Origin of the sequence: Deinococcus sp. Leaf326 (assembly GCF_001424185.1) — a bacterium.
Lineage (GTDB): Bacteria > Deinococcota > Deinococci > Deinococcales > Deinococcaceae > Deinococcus.
The window spans coordinates 125380-142428 of sequence record NZ_LMOM01000087.1 but is presented as its reverse complement, the minus strand read 5'-3'; the positions used below and the strand labels follow the sequence as shown (position 1 = coordinate 142428).

The 17049-nt window shown below is 71.4% G+C and carries 14 protein-coding genes, 1 tRNA gene and 1 pseudogene; 10 read left to right on the top strand and 6 right to left on the bottom strand.

Features of this window, described 5'->3' with window-relative positions:
- Positions 1-212: 212 nt before the first annotated feature.
- The 3 genes from ASF71_RS21325 to coaD all read left to right on the top strand — a co-directional run bounded on the left by ASF71_RS21325 (position 213) and on the right by coaD (position 2112).
- On the top strand, positions 213-866 hold the full coding sequence (locus tag ASF71_RS21325) for a hypothetical protein (RefSeq protein ID WP_056303851.1): 654 nt from the start codon (positions 213-215) through the stop codon (positions 864-866).
- A gap of 99 nt (positions 867-965) precedes the next feature.
- Positions 966-1586 carry an RsmD family RNA methyltransferase gene (locus ASF71_RS21320; protein ID WP_235514671.1) on the top strand — a complete coding sequence of 207 codons (621 nt, stop codon included), beginning with the start codon at positions 966-968 and terminating at the stop codon, positions 1584-1586.
- 7 nt (positions 1587-1593) lie between these two features.
- Complete coding sequence (coaD, locus tag ASF71_RS21315) at positions 1594-2112, top strand: pantetheine-phosphate adenylyltransferase (protein WP_056303849.1); 519 nt, start codon at positions 1594-1596, stop codon at positions 2110-2112.
- Between the two features lie 90 nt (positions 2113-2202).
- Here coaD and metK read toward each other — a convergent pair whose 3' ends face one another.
- Entirely contained in the window at positions 2203-3414 is a 1212-nt protein-coding gene (metK, locus tag ASF71_RS21310) for a methionine adenosyltransferase (protein ID WP_056303846.1), read from the bottom strand.
- A 321-nt stretch (positions 3415-3735) separates the two neighbouring features.
- Between metK and ASF71_RS21305 the strand changes: the two are divergent.
- The 3 genes and pseudogenes from ASF71_RS21305 to ASF71_RS21295 all read left to right on the top strand — a co-directional run bounded on the left by ASF71_RS21305 (position 3736) and on the right by ASF71_RS21295 (position 6310).
- A pseudogene (locus ASF71_RS21305) lies at positions 3736-5464 on the top strand (ABC transporter substrate-binding protein).
- Positions 5465-5545: 81 nt separating this feature from the next.
- Entirely contained in the window at positions 5546-6094 is a 549-nt protein-coding gene (locus ASF71_RS21300) for a DUF402 domain-containing protein (RefSeq protein WP_056303844.1), read from the top strand.
- A 126-nt stretch (positions 6095-6220) separates the two neighbouring features.
- Positions 6221-6310 (top strand) — tRNA-Ser (locus tag ASF71_RS21295).
- A gap of 55 nt (positions 6311-6365) precedes the next feature.
- Here the strand turns inward: ASF71_RS21295 and ASF71_RS21290 are convergent.
- On the bottom strand, positions 6366-7565 hold the full coding sequence (locus tag ASF71_RS21290) for an MFS transporter (RefSeq protein ID WP_056303842.1): 1200 nt from the start codon (positions 7563-7565) through the stop codon (positions 6366-6368).
- Between the two features lie 6 nt (positions 7566-7571).
- Positions 7572-7994, bottom strand: a complete 423-nt coding sequence (locus ASF71_RS21285; protein WP_056303840.1) for a cobalamin B12-binding domain-containing protein — start codon at positions 7992-7994, stop codon at positions 7572-7574.
- Positions 7995-8253: 259 nt separating this feature from the next.
- Here ASF71_RS21285 and ASF71_RS21280 point away from each other — a divergent pair, with 259 nt between their 5' ends.
- The 3 genes from ASF71_RS21280 (at position 8254) to ASF71_RS21270 (ending at position 11711) form a co-directional block, all read left to right on the top strand.
- Entirely contained in the window at positions 8254-9156 is a 903-nt protein-coding gene (locus tag ASF71_RS21280; protein ID WP_056303839.1) for an META domain-containing protein, read from the top strand.
- Between the two features lie 106 nt (positions 9157-9262).
- Positions 9263-9844, top strand: coding sequence for a YcjF family protein (locus ASF71_RS21275; RefSeq protein WP_056303837.1), 582 nt, complete (start codon positions 9263-9265; stop codon positions 9842-9844).
- Between the two features lie 352 nt (positions 9845-10196).
- Positions 10197-11711 carry a glycine--tRNA ligase gene (locus ASF71_RS21270; RefSeq protein ID WP_056303835.1) on the top strand — a complete coding sequence of 505 codons (1515 nt, stop codon included), beginning with the start codon at positions 10197-10199 and terminating at the stop codon, positions 11709-11711.
- Between the two features lie 54 nt (positions 11712-11765).
- Here the strand turns inward: ASF71_RS21270 and ASF71_RS21265 are convergent, their stop codons facing one another.
- On the bottom strand, positions 11766-13784 hold the full coding sequence (locus ASF71_RS21265; RefSeq protein ID WP_056303833.1) for an N-acetylmuramoyl-L-alanine amidase: 2019 nt from the start codon (positions 13782-13784) through the stop codon (positions 11766-11768).
- An 80-nt stretch (positions 13785-13864) separates the two neighbouring features.
- On the opposite strand from ASF71_RS21265, the gene ASF71_RS21260 reads away from it, so the two are divergent.
- On the top strand, positions 13865-14989 hold the full coding sequence (locus tag ASF71_RS21260; RefSeq protein WP_369815038.1) for a GTP pyrophosphokinase family protein: 1125 nt from the start codon (positions 13865-13867) through the stop codon (positions 14987-14989).
- Between the two features lie 45 nt (positions 14990-15034).
- On the opposite strand, the gene ASF71_RS21255 is transcribed toward ASF71_RS21260, so the two are convergent.
- Together ASF71_RS21255 and ASF71_RS25465 are read right to left on the bottom strand one after the other, a co-directional pair.
- On the bottom strand, positions 15035-16573 hold the full coding sequence (locus ASF71_RS21255) for a hypothetical protein (RefSeq protein WP_056303831.1): 1539 nt from the start codon (positions 16571-16573) through the stop codon (positions 15035-15037).
- Positions 16570-16923 (bottom strand): hypothetical protein, encoded by a 354-nt coding sequence (locus ASF71_RS25465; RefSeq protein ID WP_235514679.1) that lies wholly within the window; start codon positions 16921-16923, stop codon positions 16570-16572. The genes ASF71_RS21255 and ASF71_RS25465 overlap by 4 nt, the downstream gene beginning before the upstream one ends.
- Positions 16924-17049: the final 126 nt, after the last annotated feature.

The window sequence follows — 17049 nt, the reverse complement described above, 5'->3', positions numbered from 1 at the left end:
GAACACCAGTCCTGCCCTCCGCCGAGCACCGTTCCTCATGCCGGGAACGGACCGGCAGAGGGCACGGATGAAAAATCACCCTCCAGCAGCTCTTTTGCCGGCTTGCTCAATTCTGATTCCTCGCTTTACGTTCGTACCACAAAGTTACCTGTCTTACACTTGGAGATCCTGTTCTTGGGAAGGATCATCTCATATTTCCAAGGGGGAACATCATGAAGAAACTTGCTCTGATCATTCCGGCCATCTCCATCGCTCTCGCCTCCTGCGGGGTCGCCGGCCCCACCACGACCGCCTACACCCTGGCGCGTCCCGCCACCGTGCAGTCGCTGGCCCCCGCGTACAGCCCGGCCGGGACCGTGTCGGTCGGCCAGGTTCCCGGCGTGACGCGCACCACCATCACGCTGACCGGTCTGGCCCCCTACGGTCTCTACACGGCCCGCTACTTCACCCCCGGCGCCGCCGCGACGACCACCACGACCACCGCCGCTGTGACCCCCGCGGCCGCCGCAAGCAGCACCGTGACTGATCCCGCCGCCGCCACCGCCGGCACCTCGGCCGGTGGAGCAATCGCCGGCGGCACGCTGGCCCAGACCCAGGCCACCGGGACGACCGACCCGGCCGCCCCAGTGACCACCACGACCACCACCCCCGTGGTCGACCCGGGTGGCGTGTGCACCGGCGGCACGGCCATTGCGACCAGCCGCCTGACCGGCCAGGCCGACAAGGACGGCAAGCTGAGCCTCGACGGTTTCATCCCCACTGCCGCCCTCAGCGGCGCGACGTACCTGAACGTGCAGGGCGCCAGCGACTTCGCCGGCACCCCCTCGGACAGCGGCGTGCTGTGCACGGCCGTCAGCCTGAGCTGAGCGCCTTCTAGCGCTGCACAGAAAAAGCCGGGGCTACGCGCTCCGGCTTTTTGCGCGCTACCCTGCGGCCGATGAAGGACAAACGATGAGGTCGCGGCGATGAGCTTACGGATTCTGGGCGGAAGCGCCAAAGGACGCGCCCTACAGGTGCCCGAGAGCGCCCGCCCCAGCAGCGCGCGTATCCGCAAGAGCCTGTTCGACCTGCTCGCCTCGCGCGCGCCCGCCGATCAGTTTCCGGATTTCCTGGACCTGCACGGCGGAAGCGGCGCCGTGGGGCTGGAGGCGGCCAGCCGCGGCTACGCCGTCACCCTGACCGAGATGGACCCGCGCGCAGTCAAGGCGCTGGAAGCCAACGCCCGCGCGCTGGACCTGCCGGCACGGGTCGTTCGCGGCGATGCCCTGTCGATGCTGCCCCGGCTGGGCCAGTTTGATGTGGTCTTCAGCGACCCCCCCTACGAGGCCGACATCCCCGGCCTGACCCGCAGCCTGTTCCGGGCCGGAGTCGTCCGCCCCGGCGGCGTGCTCATCTGCCAGCATCCCGACCGCGTGGTGCTGCCGGAGGCGCAGGGTTACGAGCGCGAGTTGCGCGAGTACGGCAGCAACTCGCTGACCCTCTACTGGCGGGCGGCGCCGCTGCCGGACCCCGCGCCCGCCGGGGCAGCCACGGACCAGGAGGCAGCCCCGGATCAACCAGACACAGCCCCCGCTGAGCTAGGGTAGATACGCCATGAACGCGGTCTTTCCCGGCTCCTTCGATCCCATCACCAGCGGTCATATGGACGTGCTTACGCGCGCCAGCCGCATTTTCGACCATGTCACGGTGACGGTGATGCACAACGCCCGCAAACAGGGCCGCCACCTCTTCGACCTCGACGAACGCCTCGACGTCCTGCGCGGCGCAACCGCCCACCTGAGCAACGTGAGCGTGGACAGCTTCGGCGGGCTGCTCGTGGACTACATGGCCCAGCAGCAGAAGGGCATCATCATCCGGGGGCTGCGCGCGGTGAGCGACTACGAGTACGAGCTCCAGATCGCGCACCTCAACCGCCAGCTCGGCGAGGTCGAGACGGTGTTCATCATGGCCGCGACCCGCTGGAGCTTCGTGAGCAGCTCAATGGTGCGCGAGATCGCCAGCTACGGCGGCGACGTCTCCGAGATGGTGCCGCGCGCCAGCGCCGAGGCCCTGCGCCGCAAGTTCGGCGAAGCCTACGCCGAGCGGGCCGCCGGACAGATCGAACACCACTGAGGGTCACGGCAGAGGGCCGGGGAGATACACGTCTCCCCGGCCCTCTCGCCTGCCTGAATTCAGCCCTGCACTGTTCAGACTGGGCAGCCTTCAGCCCTGCGCGGCCCGGCGCAGCGCGTCGGCCTTGTCGGTCTGTTCCCAGGGAAACTCGGGGCGGCCGAAATGCCCGTAGGCGGCCGTCTGGGCGTAGATGGGGCGCTGAAGGTCGAGCTCGGCGACGATGGCCTGCGGCCGGGCGTCGAAGTGCGCGGCGACCAGGTCGGCCAGTTTCTCGTCGCTCAGGGTGCCGGTGCCGTAGGTATCCACCCGCAGGCTGACCGGGCTGGCGCGGCCGATCGCGTAGGCCACCTCAACCAGGGCACGCCTGGCCAGCCCCGCCGCGACGAGATTCTTGGCGATGTAGCGCGCGTAGTAGGCCGCCGAGCGGTCCACCTTCGTCGGGTCCTTGCCCGAGAAGGCTCCGCCGCCGTGCGGGACCGCGCCGCCGTAGGTGTCCACGATGATCTTGCGGCCCGTGAGGCCGGTGTCGCCGTGTGGCCCGCCGATGACGAAACGCCCGCTGGGATTGATGAAGTATTTCGTCTCGTCGGTCAGCAGTTCGGCCGGAATCACGGCGCGCACCACGTGCTCCAGCAGGTCGGCACGGATGGTCTCCTGCGTCACGTCCTCGCTGTGCTGCGCCGAGATGACGATGGTATCCACGAAGGTCTCGGTCGCCTCGTGCGGCTCGCCGTCGCGCACGACCGTCACCTGCGCCTTGGCGTCGGGGCGCAGGTAGGGCAGCGTGCCGTCCTTGCGCAGCTCGGCCAGGCGGCGCGTCAGCGCGTGTGCCAGCGCGATGGGCAGCGGCATGAGCTCGGGGGTCTCATCGGTCGCGTACCCGAACATCAGGCCCTGGTCGCCCGCCCCGATGACCGAGTAGGCGTTGACCGGGTCGGCGCGCTCTTCTTCGGACATGCCGCGCCACTCCTCGCTGTGGTTGACCCCGCCCGCGATCTCGGGCGACTGCTCGTGCAGTGAGACGAGCACCGCGCTGTACTCGGCGTCGAAGCCGTAGTTCGCGCGGGTGTAGCCGACGCGCTGCACGGCCTCGCGCACGGTGCGCTGCACGTCCACATGGGCCTGATGCGCCGTGACTTCGCCCGCCACGACCGCCATGCCGGTGGTCAGCAGCGTCTCGACCGCCACGCGACTGCCGGGTTCCTGGCGCAGGAACTCGTCGAGGATGCTGTCCGAGATGTAATCGGCCAGCTTGTCCGGGTGGCCTTCGGAAACCGATTCCGACGTATAGAACTTCCGCATGATCTTCGCTCCTTACATGCCGGGGGGCGTCTCACAGAACCGCCTGGAGAGGGATGTCGCTGCGGTCCCGGGCATGACCGGCGGCGCCCGCGCGCCGTGGCTTCCGCAGCCTACTCCACCGGGTACGGGACATGGCACCCGGCCGGGGCCTCCAGAAGTACACAAATGACCCGCGAAATATTTATCCCTTTAGAAACGGGTCCCTCTGCTCTGTATGAGTTGAGTGTGAACGCTTTCCCTAGCCTCGGCCGAGTCGTGGCCCCGACCCGGATGGGAAGGCGGCCACCCACACCCGCCATCCCCCCGCTTTCAGGAGACCCCATGACCAGACTTTCTTCCCGCGCCGCCCTGCTGGGCGCTCTGCTGCTCGGCAGCGCCCTGGCCGCCTCGCCCCGCGACACCCTGGTCATCCAGACAAGTAGCGACCTCCCGACCCTGGACCCCGGCGGCACCTACGACACGGCGTCGGGCGCGGTCGTGGAGAACCTGTACTGAGACCCTGCTGACCTACAAGGGCAACAGCCTGACCCGTCTGGAGCCCCTGCTGGCGACCAAGTGGACCGTGAGCAACAACGGCAAGACCTACACCTTCGACCTGCGCTCCGGCGTGAAGTTCCACAGCGGGGCCACCATGACCTGCGCCGACGCGGAATACACCTTCCGGCGCAACATCCTGACGAACAACAGCGCCAACGGAAACTGGTTCATGGCCGAGAGTCTGCTGGGCACCCAGAGCAACGCCTACGAGGACAAGAGCATCACCTGGGCGCGCGTCGCGGCGGCCGCGAAGTGCAACAGCGCCGGGCAACTGGTGTTTACCCTGCCCAAGGTGGACCCCGCGTTCCTGGCCAAGCTGGCCTACTCCGGGCAGTCGGTCATCGAGCGCGCCTACAGCGCCCGCCTGGGCAAGTGGAGCGGCACCGAGGCCGACTGGAAACAGTGGGTGGGCAAGAACCTCGCGGAGACCAAACTCAGCGGCGCGCCCAACGGCACCGGGGCCTACCGCTTTGCCCGGCAGGACGCCAACACCTTCGTGGCGCAGGCCTTCGGCGACTACTGGGGACAGAAACCGGCCATCAGGAACGTCGTCCAGCAGAAGGTCTCCGAGCTCGCGACCCGCCAGCAGGCCTTCCTGCGCGGCGACGCTGACCTGATCGACGGCGGCGGACGCGCGCCCGACGAGACGCAGCTGCGCGGCCGGCCCGGCGTGACGTGGCTCGACAACCTGCCCAACGTGACGGCCGGAGCCATCGTCATGAACCAGACCATCAAGGCGGGCGGCCTGCTGGGCAGCGGCAAGCTGGACGGCAAGGGCATTCCGCGCGATTTCTTCGCCGACGACGACGTGCGCCGGGCCTTCTCGTACTCGTTCAACTACGCGCAGTACATCAGCGACGTACTGCGCGGCAAGGGCACGCAGCGCACCATGCTGCTGCCCGACGTGTTTCCCGGCTACGACGCCTCGGGGCGCACCTACCGCTTCGACGCCGCGCAGGCCCGCAGCGCCTTCCAGCGGGCCTGGGGCGGCCAGGTCTGGAAGAACGGCTTCGTGCTGACGGCCAACTACCGCGCCGGCAGCGTCACCGCCCAGACCGCCATGGAAATCCTGAAGAAGAACGTCGAGGCCATTAACCCCAAGTTCCGGGTGAACATCCAGCCCAAGCAGTGGAGCGACATGCTCGACGCCTCGGGCCGAGGTGAGGAAGCCATGATCATCCTGAACTGGGCGCCCGACTACGCCGACCCCGACAACTTCATGTACACCTACTACGCCTCGGACGGGTACTACGCGCCGCGCAGCAACTACCGCGACGAGCGCGCCGACGGCTGGCTGCGCGCCGCCCGCCAGACCGTGAACATGTCCGAGCGCACCCGCCTGTACTCGCGTGTGGCCGCCCGCACCTACGACCTCGCGCCGTACATCAACCTGCCCGCCGCCGTGAACTACATCTTCTACCGCAGCAACCTGGGCGGCATCTCGGCCGACACCTACAACCCCATGACCAGCTTCATGACCGGCACGAACTGGAAGGACCTGCGCAAGAACTGAGGGACAGGAGGCGGAGCGCCGAGCCTGGACCGGCGCCCCGCCTCCTGTCCAGGACCGGTCGGCCTCCGCTACCCTGCACGCATGAAACACAAACGCGCCAGTCGCCTGGGCTGGCACCGGGTCGCCCGCGAGGACGAGACCGTGCTGGCCCTGCCGCACGGCAGGGTCGTGGACTACGTCGCGCACGAGGTCACGGCGCCGCTCGTCGTGCCCTTTCTGGGCCGCGACCTGCGGATTCTGGACTCCGGCTACCGCTGGGTGCACTACGCGCCCACCGGGCACAACTGCGCCCTGACGGTTCACCTCGGCCCCTCGGGCGTACCCGCACAGCTCTACGTGGACGTGGGGGACGGCGGGGGCGTGGACGAGGACGGAGTGCCGTACATCAACGACCTGTACCTCGACGTGCTGGCCGTGTGTGAGGTACAGCCGGGCGGCGCGTGGCACGTCACCGAGACCGAGATCATCGACGTGGCCGACCTGGACGCCGCGCTGCAAGGGGGCCGCGTGACCCCGCAGCAGCACGCCCTGGCGTGGCACGAAGCCCGCGCCGCCGAAACCGCCCTGCGCGCGGGCACCTTCGCCCCGCTGGAAGTCGTGCGGACCTACCTCACCGACCCCTACACCTGAGCCGGGGAAGTCGCCAGCGAACGCGCCGCGCGCCGGTCCGAATCTGGCAAAACCGGACACCCCCCGCCGCGGTCCCACGGCCCGGTTTGACCTGCGCCCCTTCTCTCCGCTAGATTGCTCTGCGCTGGAACGGTGTCCGAGTGGTTGAAGGAGCACGCCTGGAAAGCGTGTATAGGCGCAAGCTTATCGAGGGTTCGAATCCCTCTCGTTCCGCCAGAACACGAGCGGGCCGCTTTCCCTGGGAAAGCGGCCCGCTCGATTTCCCCTGTCCTCAGGCGCGGCGCGGCCCCGCCCGCCACGCGCTCAGGAGCGGCAGCAGCGCAATTGCCCCGCACAGCGCCGCCAGGGTACCGAACCCCGCGCGGGCGATGACCAGCCCGCCCAGGAAGGTGCCCAGACCCGCCGCGACGTAGCCCAGACCATCGGTCACGCCCTGCGCGGCAGGAAAGCGGGTCATGGCCTTGCTGCCGCCCAGGTTCACGAGGTTCCAGCCCAGACCCAGCACGAACATGCTGACCCCCAGCCACGCGGTGCCGGGCAGCGCCGCGCTCAGGGCCGCCGCGAGCAGCAGCAGCGCCCCCGACACATACCCGAAACGCAGGCCCAGGCGGTCGAGCACCGGCCCCGTGAACCAGCCGAAGCCGAACATCCCCAGGATGTGCCCGCTGATCAGGGCCGCGACCCCCACGTGGTCCATGCCGGCGTGATGCGCGCGCAGCGGCGTGAGGCTCATCAGCGTGACCATCACGCCCTGGGCGGTGGCGAGGGCCAGCGCGGTACTGCGGACCCCCGGCTGCGAGAAGACCACGCGCCAGTGGAGAGCCGGGGGCCGGGCCGCCGCGCCTGCCGGAACCCGTGGGCCCCAGCCCAGCACGAGCAGCGCCGCGACCCCCAGCAGCCCTCCGCCCACCAGCCAGCCTGCGACCTCGGGCGAGGTGCCCAGCGCCGCCCCCAGGGCCTCGACCGGCCGGGCGAACCCGGTCATGACGAACGACCCCGCCACGCTCATGAGCATCAGCAGGCCCAGGGCGCGGCCCCGGCGGGCAGGCGGCACGTTCTCGGCCACGGCGTAGCGCGCCTGCTGGTAGCCGCCCTGCGCGCCGCCCATCAAGGTAGCCCCCAGCAGGAACAGCGGCACCGTTCCCAGGCGGGCGCCCACGAAGCCCAGCGCGGCCCCCAGGGCCCCGAGCGTAAAGGCCAGCCCCAGCCCGAGGCGGCGGCCCCGGCGCAGCATGAAGGCGCCAAACGCCCCTGCCGACAGCGCCGCCGAGAGGCTGATGAGGGTGCTGGGCAGCCCCGAGAGCTGCCCCTGCCCGAGCCCACCCATGATGATGCTCGCCAGGATGGTGCTGACAGTGGTGGCGCCGGTCGCCAGCGCCTGCGAGACGTACAGGGCCGGCAGGCCGGAAGCCGCCCTGGGCGCGGCGCTGTCCGCAGGGACGGGAACGGGCAACGCCGCGGCGTGCTTCATGGCCGCCTAGGCCCCGGCCTGGGCCTGCCAGCGCTGGGCGACGGCGCCGCGCAGGTACTCGGCGGCGTCCTCGGTACTCGCGCCCGGCGTGAACACGCGGCCCACGCCCAGCTCGGCCAGCACCGGCAGGTCCTGGTCGGGAATGATGCCGCCCCCGAACACGATGATGTCCTCGGCGCCCTTTTCGTGCAGCAGCGCCATCACCTCGCGGAAGTAGTGCAGGTGCGCGCCCGAGAGCACGCTCAGACCGATGGCGTCCACGTCTTCCTGGACGGCGGCGTTCACGATCATCTCGGCGGTCTGGCGCAGGCCGGTGTACACGACTTCCATGCCGGCGTCGCGCAGGGCTCGGGCGACCACCTTGGCGCCCCGGTCGTGGCCGTCCATGCCCGGCTTGGCAATCAGGATGCGGATGCGGCGGTCTTCCATGAACAGGCTCCTTGCGGCACTTCTCGCCGCCTGCCGGACGAACCCGGAGAGGGAGGTCCAGTCCGGGGTCCGTTCTTCGCCCTCCCGCTGCGCCCGGTCCGGGCGGGGCGAGAAGCCTGTCCTCCGGGTCCGGGTACGTTCTGGGTTGGGGTCCGGCGTGTGGAGGCATTCTACGCGCCCGCGGAGGCGGCCCCGCGCGCTCCGTCCCAGACTGCGGATCAGGGCGGGGTCAGCGGGGAGACGCTAGAACGGAGCAGCCATGTCGCTGCTCTCTGCCCTGACCCTGCTGGCCGTTGCCGGCGGCCCTGCCCTCGCCTCTGTCCCGGCCCGTCCGGTGCCGGCGGCCACCCTGACCGCTTCCGGACCGGCCGCCAGCACCCCGGGCAGCCCCGCCCTGACCGGTACGGTGTGGACCCTGCGCACCCTCGTTCCCGACGGCCTGACCCGGCTGGACCTCACGTGGGACGGGCCCTCGGCCCCCACGCTGCGCGTCGCCCCCGGCGGGCGGGTCAGCGGACACACCGGCTGCAACCTGCTGTCGGGGTCGGCCACGCTGGAAGGCAGCCAGCTCCGGATGCAGAATCTCGGCGTGACCCGGCGCGGCTGCTCCGGCGCGGTCGCCACGGTCGAGACGGCGTACCTGCGCGTCCTGTCGCAGGTCGTCCGCTACCGCGTGCAGGGCCAGACCCTGACGCTCTACGCGCGCGGGGCGCAGCGCCTCGTGTTCCAGGCGGGCGCCGCGCCGCAGGCCCCGGCCACGCCGGGCGCCGTCCCGGCGTCCGTTCCGCTGCGGCCCGCCCAGCTCGCGGGCGAGTGGCAGGTGCAGACCGTGACGCTGGGGACCGGGGCCGTGCGCGTGCCCAGCGGCGCCGCCCTGACACTCAGCGTGGACGGCCCCGCCGGACTGCGGCTCTCGGGCCGGGCGGGGGGCTGCAATACCGTGAACGGGCAGGCCGAGCTACGCGCCGACATGCTGCACTTCAGCGGCGTGGCGACCACCCGGATGCTGTGCGCCGACATGGCGGCCGAGAACGCGCTGTACCGCCTGCTAGGCACACCGCTACGCGCCGAGGTGCAGGCCGGACCGGGCGGCGACACGCTGACCTGGACGGGCGACCTGGGCCGCGTGACCCTGAAGCGGGTGGGCACAGGCTCCAGATAGGCCGGGGCAAGGCCACAGCACAGGCCAGGGGAACACGGCCGGAACGCCAAACCCGTATTAAGACCGGGCCGGAACAGGACGCGGGGCGCGGGCGTACACTCCGGACATGCTTCCGCCCCTCGTCAAGCAGGTGCTCGACAATTTCAACTTCGATGTGGACCCCGGCCTCAGCCAGGAGGAGAACGTCGAGGAGGTCATCAAGAGCGCCGCACTGCTCTCGGGGGCGATCTCGGTCGAGCCGGTCCCTTTCGCCGACATCCTGCTTATCACTCCAGTGCAGGCCAAGATGGTGCTGCACATCGGCAAGATCTACGGCTTCGAGGTCAGTGGCGCCCGCGCCGCCGAGATCGCCCGTGAGCTGGGCGCGACCGTCGCCTACGGCTTCGCGGCGCGGCAGGTCATGCGCGGGGTCGCCAAGATGGCCCTGCCGCTCATCGGCGGCCTGATCACCGCGCCCGCCGTGTACGGCTGGACCTTCGCGCTGGGGCGCCTCGCCCAGAACCACTTCGAGCGCCGCCGCGCCGGGCTGCCCCCCGCCGAACGCAGCGAGCGGGCCCAGGTCGTGCAGGAGGCCAAGACCCAGACCCGCCAGGCGCTGCCCAGCGCCCGCGACTTTTCCGACCTGGCTGGCGAGCTGCGCCGCCGCGCTGAGGAAAAGGAAAAAGGCAGCCGCAGCGACCTGAACTGAGCCCTGAACCGGGCCGCGCGTGCGCCCCCGCTTGACCCCCTCCCCTGCCCTGGCGCAGACTGGGGGTCAGGTCATGATCCGCAGGAGTAGCGGCGCACGTACCCGGCGGCCCGGCCACACGGCGGGGTCAGGAGCGAGCCCGAGACGGTGAGAGTCGGGCGGGTGGCGGGCCGCGAAAGGCAGCGGGGAGCCGAGCAGGACAAAAGGGCCGGTGGTCTGGGGAACCCAGTGCCGGAACTGGGGTGGAACCGCGCGGCGCACGAGCCGCGTCCCCAGGCGGCAGCGCGTCCGCCTGGGGCGCTGCTGTGGGAAGGCGGGGGCGGCGACGTCTCCCCTTCCCGAAGGAGCCGGGATGCCCGCAACCTCAATGGAAGAACTCGTCAGCCTGTGCAAACGCCGGGGCTTTATTTTTCAGGGCAGTGAGATCTACGGCGGCCTGCAGGGTTTCTATGACTACGGCCCCCTCGGCGTGGAGCTGAAGAACAACATCAAGGCCGCGTGGTGGCGCGCCAACGTCTACGAGCGCGACGACATGGAAGGCCTGGATTCCAGCATCATCATGCACCGCATGGTGCTGCGCCACTCGGGCCACGAGGCCACCTTCAGCGACCCGATGGTGGACAACAAGAAGAACAACAAGCGCTACCGCCTCGACCACCTCGTCAAGGACCAGAAGGCCGACGTGATCGCCCGTGTGGCGGCGGCGATGGGTGCGGACACCGAGAACTTTCCGGCCCTGATCGCCGCACTGAACGCCGACCCGGCCAAGGCCAGTGAGGCCCTGCGCGCGGCGGGCGTGCGTGACGCCTTCTCGGGCGAGGTGGGCGAGTGGACCGAGCCCAAGCCCTTCAACATGATGTTCAAGACGACCATCGGGCCGGTCGCGGACGAGGAGAGCTACGGCTACCTGCGCCCCGAGACCGCGCAGGGCATCTTCACCAACTTCAAGAACGTGGTGGACAGCACGAGCCGCCGCCTGCCGTTCGGCATCGCGCAGATCGGCAAGGCCTTTCGCAACGAGATCACGCCGCGCAACTTCATCTTCCGGGTGCGGGAGCTCGAACAGATGGAAATCGAGTTCTTCTGCGTGCCCGGCACCGACGAGGACTGGCACCAGCACTGGCTCGACAAGCGCCTGGCATGGTGGGAGGCCCAGGGCGTGCCGCGCAGCAAGATCGAGATTCTGGACGTGCCGAAAGAGGACCTCGCGCACTACTCCAAGCGCACCTACGACCTTATGTACGACTACCCGACCCTGGGGCACGAGGAAATTGAAGGGATCGCCAATCGCAGCGACTACGACCTGGGCTCGCACACCAAGAACCAGAGCGAACTGGGCCTCGTGGCGCGCGTCGAGGAGAACAATGACAGCATCGCCAAGCTGACCATCCCGCACCCCGAGACGAATAAGCCGGTCGTGCCGTTTGTCATCGAGCCGTCGGCGGGGGTGGACCGCGCGATGCTGGCGGTGCTCTCGGAGGCTTTCACCAAGGAGACGCTGGAGAACGGCAACGAGCGTATCGTCCTGAAGCTCAAGCCGCACCTCGCGCCCATCAAGGTGGCGGTCATTCCGCTGGCCCGCAACAAGCCCGAACTCGTCGAGCTGGCCCGCAAGATCAAGAGCGAGTTGCAGGGCCTGGGCCTGGGCCGCGTGCTGCTCGAGGACAGCGGCAACATCGGCAAGGCGTACCGCCGCCACGACGAGGTCGGCACGCCCTACTGCGTGACCGTGGACTTCGACACCGTGGGCAAGGGCGAGGACCCCAGCCTGACCGACACCGTGACTGTGCGCGACCGCGACACGCTGGGCCAGGAGCGCGTGAAGATCAACGAACTGGCGGGCTGGATTCGTCAGCACCTGAACTGAGGCCGCACCCGATATCGCCCGCCCCTGAGCAGACCAGGGGCGGGCGATGTCTCGTCAGCGCGCCTGCGCCGCGTAGTAGGCCGCGATACCCCCGGCGATGGCCTGGGCAAACCGCTCGCGACCGTCGGCGCTGCTCAGGGCGCGCAGGTTGCCGGGGTCGGTGAGGTAGGCCGTCTCGATGAGCAGGCTGGGCTGGGTACTGGGGCGTGTGAGCGCAAGGTCGGCCCCCGGCATCAGGCCCCGGCCCGCGCCGAGTTCGGGCAGGCGGGCGCGCAGCGCAGCCAGCACACTCGCGGCCACCCCCTGGGCCTGCGGGTGCGTGAAGTACACCTCGGGGCCCCGGACACCGCGCGGGTCGCGCCCGTCGGGCAGGGCGTTGGCGTGGATGCTGACGAGGAGGTCGGCGCGCGCGGCCTCGGCCTGCCCCCCCCGCTCATAGAGACCCAGGGTCACGTCGGCCGTGCGGGTCAGGACGACGGTGGCCCCCTGGGCGCGCAGCAACTCGGCGGCGCGCAGGGCGATGGGCAGCATCAGTCCCTTTTCCGGCACGCCGAAGCTGCCTGCTCCCCCGGCCTGCGTGCCCCCGTGGCCCGGATCGAGGGTGATGACCCGCCCCGCCAGCGGCCGCGCCGGGTCCAGCGAGGGGGGCCGCCGCACCGCGAGGACGAGGTCGCCGTCCTCGTAGCCCGCCGTGAACCCCCAGAGCTGCGCCGCACGGAGGTTCACGGCAAGGTGCGTGACCCCCGGCGCGGGCGAGGTGACGACCACCCCCGCCAACAGCGGGTCGCTCAAGGCCCCCAGGACCGGCGGCGCGGCGAGACCGTACAGCGTCAGCACGAGCTGACCTGCCTGCGGCTGGGTGAGGCCAAAGGGCACCCGCGCGCCTCCCAGGGACAGCCGTAGCCGCAGGTCGCCCGCGGGGGCGACCGGTACAGGGCTCGCCGCCGGAAGGCCCGGCACCAACGGCGCGGCGGGCAGGGCCGGAACCGCCAGGGGCGTCAGCTCGGGCAGGGCTGGCCCACTGGCCGCGTCCGGGGTCGCGGGCCCTGGGGCGGGAGCCAGGACGGGCACCGGGGGCATCTGTGCCGCCAGGGTCTGTGCAGGGAGCGTCCCGGCGGCGGCCGGAGTCTGGGAAGCTGCCAGATCGTCCACGACCAGCGGGCCGGCCACCACGGGGGTCGGCGTTCCCGGCATCAGAACGAGGTCCTCGGCCCGGGCGAAGGCGCTCAGCCCCGGTGCGAGGCGCACGCGTAGGTCGTCCCCCCGTCGCCCGACGACCGCGAAGGTCATGCCGTCCCTGGGGTACAGCACGGGCCGGCCCGCCGCGTCTCTCAGCACGGTCTCGGCGCTGTTCAGGCCCTGGCCGGGCACGCTGCCGGGGCGCTGGGTGCCGGTCCTGGTCCCGGCCCCGGCCGCCGCCAGGACCGGCCCGGAGACGCTCAGGTGGCCCGGCGCGCTGCGGGTCACGCGGCGGCTGTCGCGGCCGGTCAGGGTGAAGCTCACCTCGGCGCGCACCAGTGGCGTCTGGGGCGAGACCGTCACCTCGGCGCTGTAGGTTCCGGCCGGCGATTCGCGCAGGGGCTGGGCCGGGCCGCCGCCGACCCGCACGGTGGCCTGTCCGCCCGGCGACCCCCGGAAGCCCAGGCGTACGCGCCGCTCGGCCGGGGTGTCGCCCGCCGCGTCCCAGAACTCGAGGTCGGCGGCCGGCAGCAGGTCCCCCGGCGCGATGGCCGTGGGCCGGGCCGGCAGGGGACCGGGCACGCTGCGGGTCACGCGCACGGTGCGGCGGCCGGTCTGGCCGGCACGGGTGGCGACCAGCCGCAGGTCGTTGACCCCACTTTTCAGCGGCCACCACAACATGAACAGGCCGTCGGCCCCCACCGCCACGCTCTGGGCACCGATCTTCAGGGCCGCGCCTGGGGTCACGCGGCCCTCCAGAATCACGTGGTCGGCCGTGACCCGGTGGTCGGGCGGCGGATAGGCGACGTACACGGTCGGGGCGGCCAGGGCGGCGCCGGGCAGCGAGGCCAGCAGCAGCGCGCTCAGGCCGCGCCGGAGGGAGGCAGGGGGCATAGCGAGGTCTAGCACGGCCGGCCGCCTCCCCGTTCACACAGGGCCGCCGGTGCGTGGCGGCAGCGGCCCTATCATGAACCATGACCGACCTCTCCGCGTCAGTGCGCGCCTCGCCCGAGCGGATGGTCAGCGACTACCAGACCTGGCGCGCGCAGTATGAGGCGCTGCGGGACGCGGCCGTCGCCCAGATGGGCCGGCTGGTCCATCAGGCGGGCCTGAACATTCACCACATTACCGGGCGGGTCAAACAGCCGCTGAGCCTGGCGGACAAGCTGCGGCGCAAGCCGGGGCGATATACCCGGCTGGGCGACGTCACCGACCTCGTGGCGGTGCGGGTCATCACCTATTTCGAGTCGGACGTGCAGGTCGTCGCCGCACTCATCGAGGCTGGGTACGCGGTCGACTGGGACCACTCGGTCGACAAGTCCAAGACCCACGATCCCGACCGGTTCGGGTACATGGGGATGCATTACGTGGTGTATCCGCCTGCCCGCGAGCCGGAGTTCGCCGGGCTGGGCATGGAGACGGTGCGCTTCGAGATCCAGATCCGCAGCATCCTGCAGCACGCCTGGGCCGAGATCGAGCACGACCTGGGCTACAAGAACCGCGACGCCGTGCCCCGCGAGGTCCGGCGCCGCTTCTACCGCCTCGCGGGGCTGCTGGAGATGGCCGACGAGGAGTTCATGGCCCTGGCGCGCATGAACCGCGACTACGCCGCGACCCTCCCCACCCGCGTGGCCGAAGAACCCGAGGGCGTGTTCGTGGACGTGCAGAGCGTGACCTACCTGCTCGACGTGGCCCCGGTGCGCCGGCTCGACGAGGCGGTGGCCGACGCCCTGAACGTGACGCTGCTCGTCGGCTGGCCCGATCCCGAGCGCCCGCAGCGCCTGACCAGCCTGCTTCAGTACGTGGGCGTGCGCTCGGTGGGGCAGCTCCAGAAGGAACTGGCCCGCCACGAAACCGACATCCTGCGTTTTGCCGCCGCGTTGCTGCCCCGCCTGCGCGAGGCCTGGACCCCGGCGGGCGGCGCGCGGCCCGGCACCAGCCTGGTGCACTACGCCCTGCTGCGCGCCTGTACCAACCCCGGGCTGGACCCGGCGTACATCGTCAATCTGCTCGACCTGACGAGCGAGAGCGGCATCCAGATGGCCGGAACGGTGCGCGAGGTGTACGAGGGGATCATCGGGCGCCCGGCATCCGGCTGAACGTGGCGTCCGGCTGAACCGGGCAGCGGGGCCGCCGCGCCCCGCTCAGCGTCCGTCGCCCGTGCGCAGGCGATATGCCGCTGCCAGCAGAGCGAGGGCCGCTGCCAGACTCAGCGCGCCCCAACCCAGCGAACGCGCCGCGGCGTAGGCCGTACCCGTCAGGGCCACCTGAAACCCGAGGCCCAGCAGGGTGTTGATCAGCGGGGGACTCTCGCGCTGGCGAAAGGCGTCGGCGCGGCGCACCGGCAGGGGCCGCCACAGTACCATCAGGGCCGCGCCGCCCGTCCCCAGCAGGGTCAGGGCCAGCAGCACGGGCGCGGTCAGCGGGTGCGCGCCGAACAGGCCGCGCGCGCCCAGCACCCCCAGAGCCAGCGCACCCAGAGCAGCGGCCGGCAGCGCGGCAGCCAGCCACTTCTCGCGCCGCAGGGCCGCCGGACTGCGCGGGGCCGTGACCAGGAGGTCGGGGGCGTCCTCGGCGTCCAGGGTCAGGCGCGCCAGGGCCGAGGCGAGGTTGGCCGTGAGCAGGACCACGCCGCCCGCCGCCCCGCCGGCGCCGCCCTCCCGCCCCACCACCGCGAGCAGCGGCACGAGGTACACCAGTTGCAGCAGCGTGCGCGACAGCAGGTCGGGGTCGCGCAGCAGCAGCCGCCACTCCTTGAGCAGCGTGGCGCGTGCGCCCCCGGCAAAGCGCAGGCCCCCGCCCTGGCTGCTGGCCCGCTGCCCACGCCGGGAAGGGGCCGGCGCCGGGGCGCCCGCACCTTCCTGCACGCCGAGCGTGAACTGCCGGGTCAGGGCCAGGACCGTCACGGCGAACACGCCCACGCTCAGGAGCAGGACCGCCAGCAGCGGACCGGGGTCGAGCCACAAAGCCCGTGCGGGCCACCACAGCGCGGCTTCCGGGCCCGGCCACCCGTCCATGCCCGGCCTGAAGCGGGCCAGCGCCGTATACAGCCCCACCGAGTCCTGCCCCGTGACCGTGCGCCACTGCGACGCCAGAAACAAGCTGGCCCCGACGAGCGCCCCGACCACCGAGGCCACCACACGCGCCCGGCGCACACCCAGCAGCCGCACCAGCCCCAGCGTGAGCCACAGCCCCGCGCTGGCCGACCCGAGCGCCGCCGCCGCCCACCACCCCAGCAGGCCCAGCCCACGCCACGCCCCCAGGGCGAGCAGGACCAGCAGCGCCGGCACCACGATCAGGGCCGCGCCCCCCGCCCCGGACAGCGCCACCCCCAGGGCCCGCGCCGCGAGCACGGTGCGCGCGGGCAGCGGCGAGTGCAGCAGCAGGTCGAGGTCCCCCCGCGTGAACAGCGCTTCGAGCGAGGCGCGCACCGCCGCCGAGACCATCAACGTGAACAGGAAGGCCTGGGCCAGCAGCACCGGTCCCAGCAGGGCGCTGGGCAGCGGCCCCCCCAGCGGCAGCTCGCCCAGCACGCCGCGCAGGGTGAAATACAGCGCGGCGGTGCCCAGCCCCACGAAGGCCAGCAGGGCCAGCAGCCCCCCGCGCCCCCGCCGGCTCAGGGCCCGCCACTGCCAGCGCAGCTGCTGCCCGACCAACCAGCGCAGGCTGCCGGGCGCGCTCACGCCTCCCCGTCGGGCAGAGGCACAGCAGCGGGCAGGGGCGCCGCCTGGCCGGTCAGGGCCAGAAAGGCGTCTTCGAGGGTGGCGGTGCCGGTGCGCGCCAGCAGCTCGGCCGGGGTGCCCTCGGCCACCAGCTGCCCGGCTGCGATGATGCCGATGCGGTCGGCGAGGCGCTCGGCCACCTCCAGGATGTGGGTCGTGAGGACCACCGCGCCGCCCCCCGCCACGAAAGCCCGCAGCGCGTCCTTGACCTGCCGCGAGGCCGCCGCGTCCAACCCCGTGAGCGGCTCGTCGAGCAGCATCAGGCGCGGGGAGTGGATGAGGGCGCCGGCCAGCGCGAGTTTCTGCTTCATGCCGTGCGAGAAGCCCTAGGTGCGCTCGGCGCGGTGCTCCCAGAGGTTCAGCCAGCGCAGCAGCCGCTCGGCCTCGTGGGCGGCCTGCGCGGCCTCCATGCTCCACAGGCCGGCCACGAACTCCAG

Coding starts and splice junctions, on each gene's coding strand:
- ASF71_RS21320 (WP_235514671.1), top strand. CDS start 966: ATGAGCTTACGGATTCTGGGCGGAAGCGCCAAAGGACGCGCCCTACAG.
- ASF71_RS21325 (WP_056303851.1), top strand. CDS start 213: ATGAAGAAACTTGCTCTGATCATTCCGGCCATCTCCATCGCTCTCGCC.
- ASF71_RS25465 (WP_235514679.1), bottom strand. CDS start 16,923: ATGAAGCAGAAACTCGCGCTGGCCGGCGCCCTCATCCACTCCCCGCGC.
- ASF71_RS21285 (WP_056303840.1), bottom strand. CDS start 7,994: ATGGAAGACCGCCGCATCCGCATCCTGATTGCCAAGCCGGGCATGGAC.
- coaD (WP_056303849.1), top strand. CDS start 1,594: ATGAACGCGGTCTTTCCCGGCTCCTTCGATCCCATCACCAGCGGTCAT.
- ASF71_RS21280 (WP_056303839.1), top strand. CDS start 8,254: ATGTCGCTGCTCTCTGCCCTGACCCTGCTGGCCGTTGCCGGCGGCCCT.
- ASF71_RS21275 (WP_056303837.1), top strand. CDS start 9,263: ATGCTTCCGCCCCTCGTCAAGCAGGTGCTCGACAATTTCAACTTCGAT.
- ASF71_RS21265 (WP_056303833.1), bottom strand. CDS start 13,784: ATGCCCCCTGCCTCCCTCCGGCGCGGCCTGAGCGCGCTGCTGCTGGCC.
- ASF71_RS21290 (WP_056303842.1), bottom strand. CDS start 7,565: ATGAAGCACGCCGCGGCGTTGCCCGTTCCCGTCCCTGCGGACAGCGCC.
- ASF71_RS21300 (WP_056303844.1), top strand. CDS start 5,546: ATGAAACACAAACGCGCCAGTCGCCTGGGCTGGCACCGGGTCGCCCGC.
- ASF71_RS21260 (WP_369815038.1), top strand. CDS start 13,865: ATGACCGACCTCTCCGCGTCAGTGCGCGCCTCGCCCGAGCGGATGGTC.
- ASF71_RS21270 (WP_056303835.1), top strand. CDS start 10,197: ATGCCCGCAACCTCAATGGAAGAACTCGTCAGCCTGTGCAAACGCCGG.
- metK (WP_056303846.1), bottom strand. CDS start 3,414: ATGCGGAAGTTCTATACGTCGGAATCGGTTTCCGAAGGCCACCCGGAC.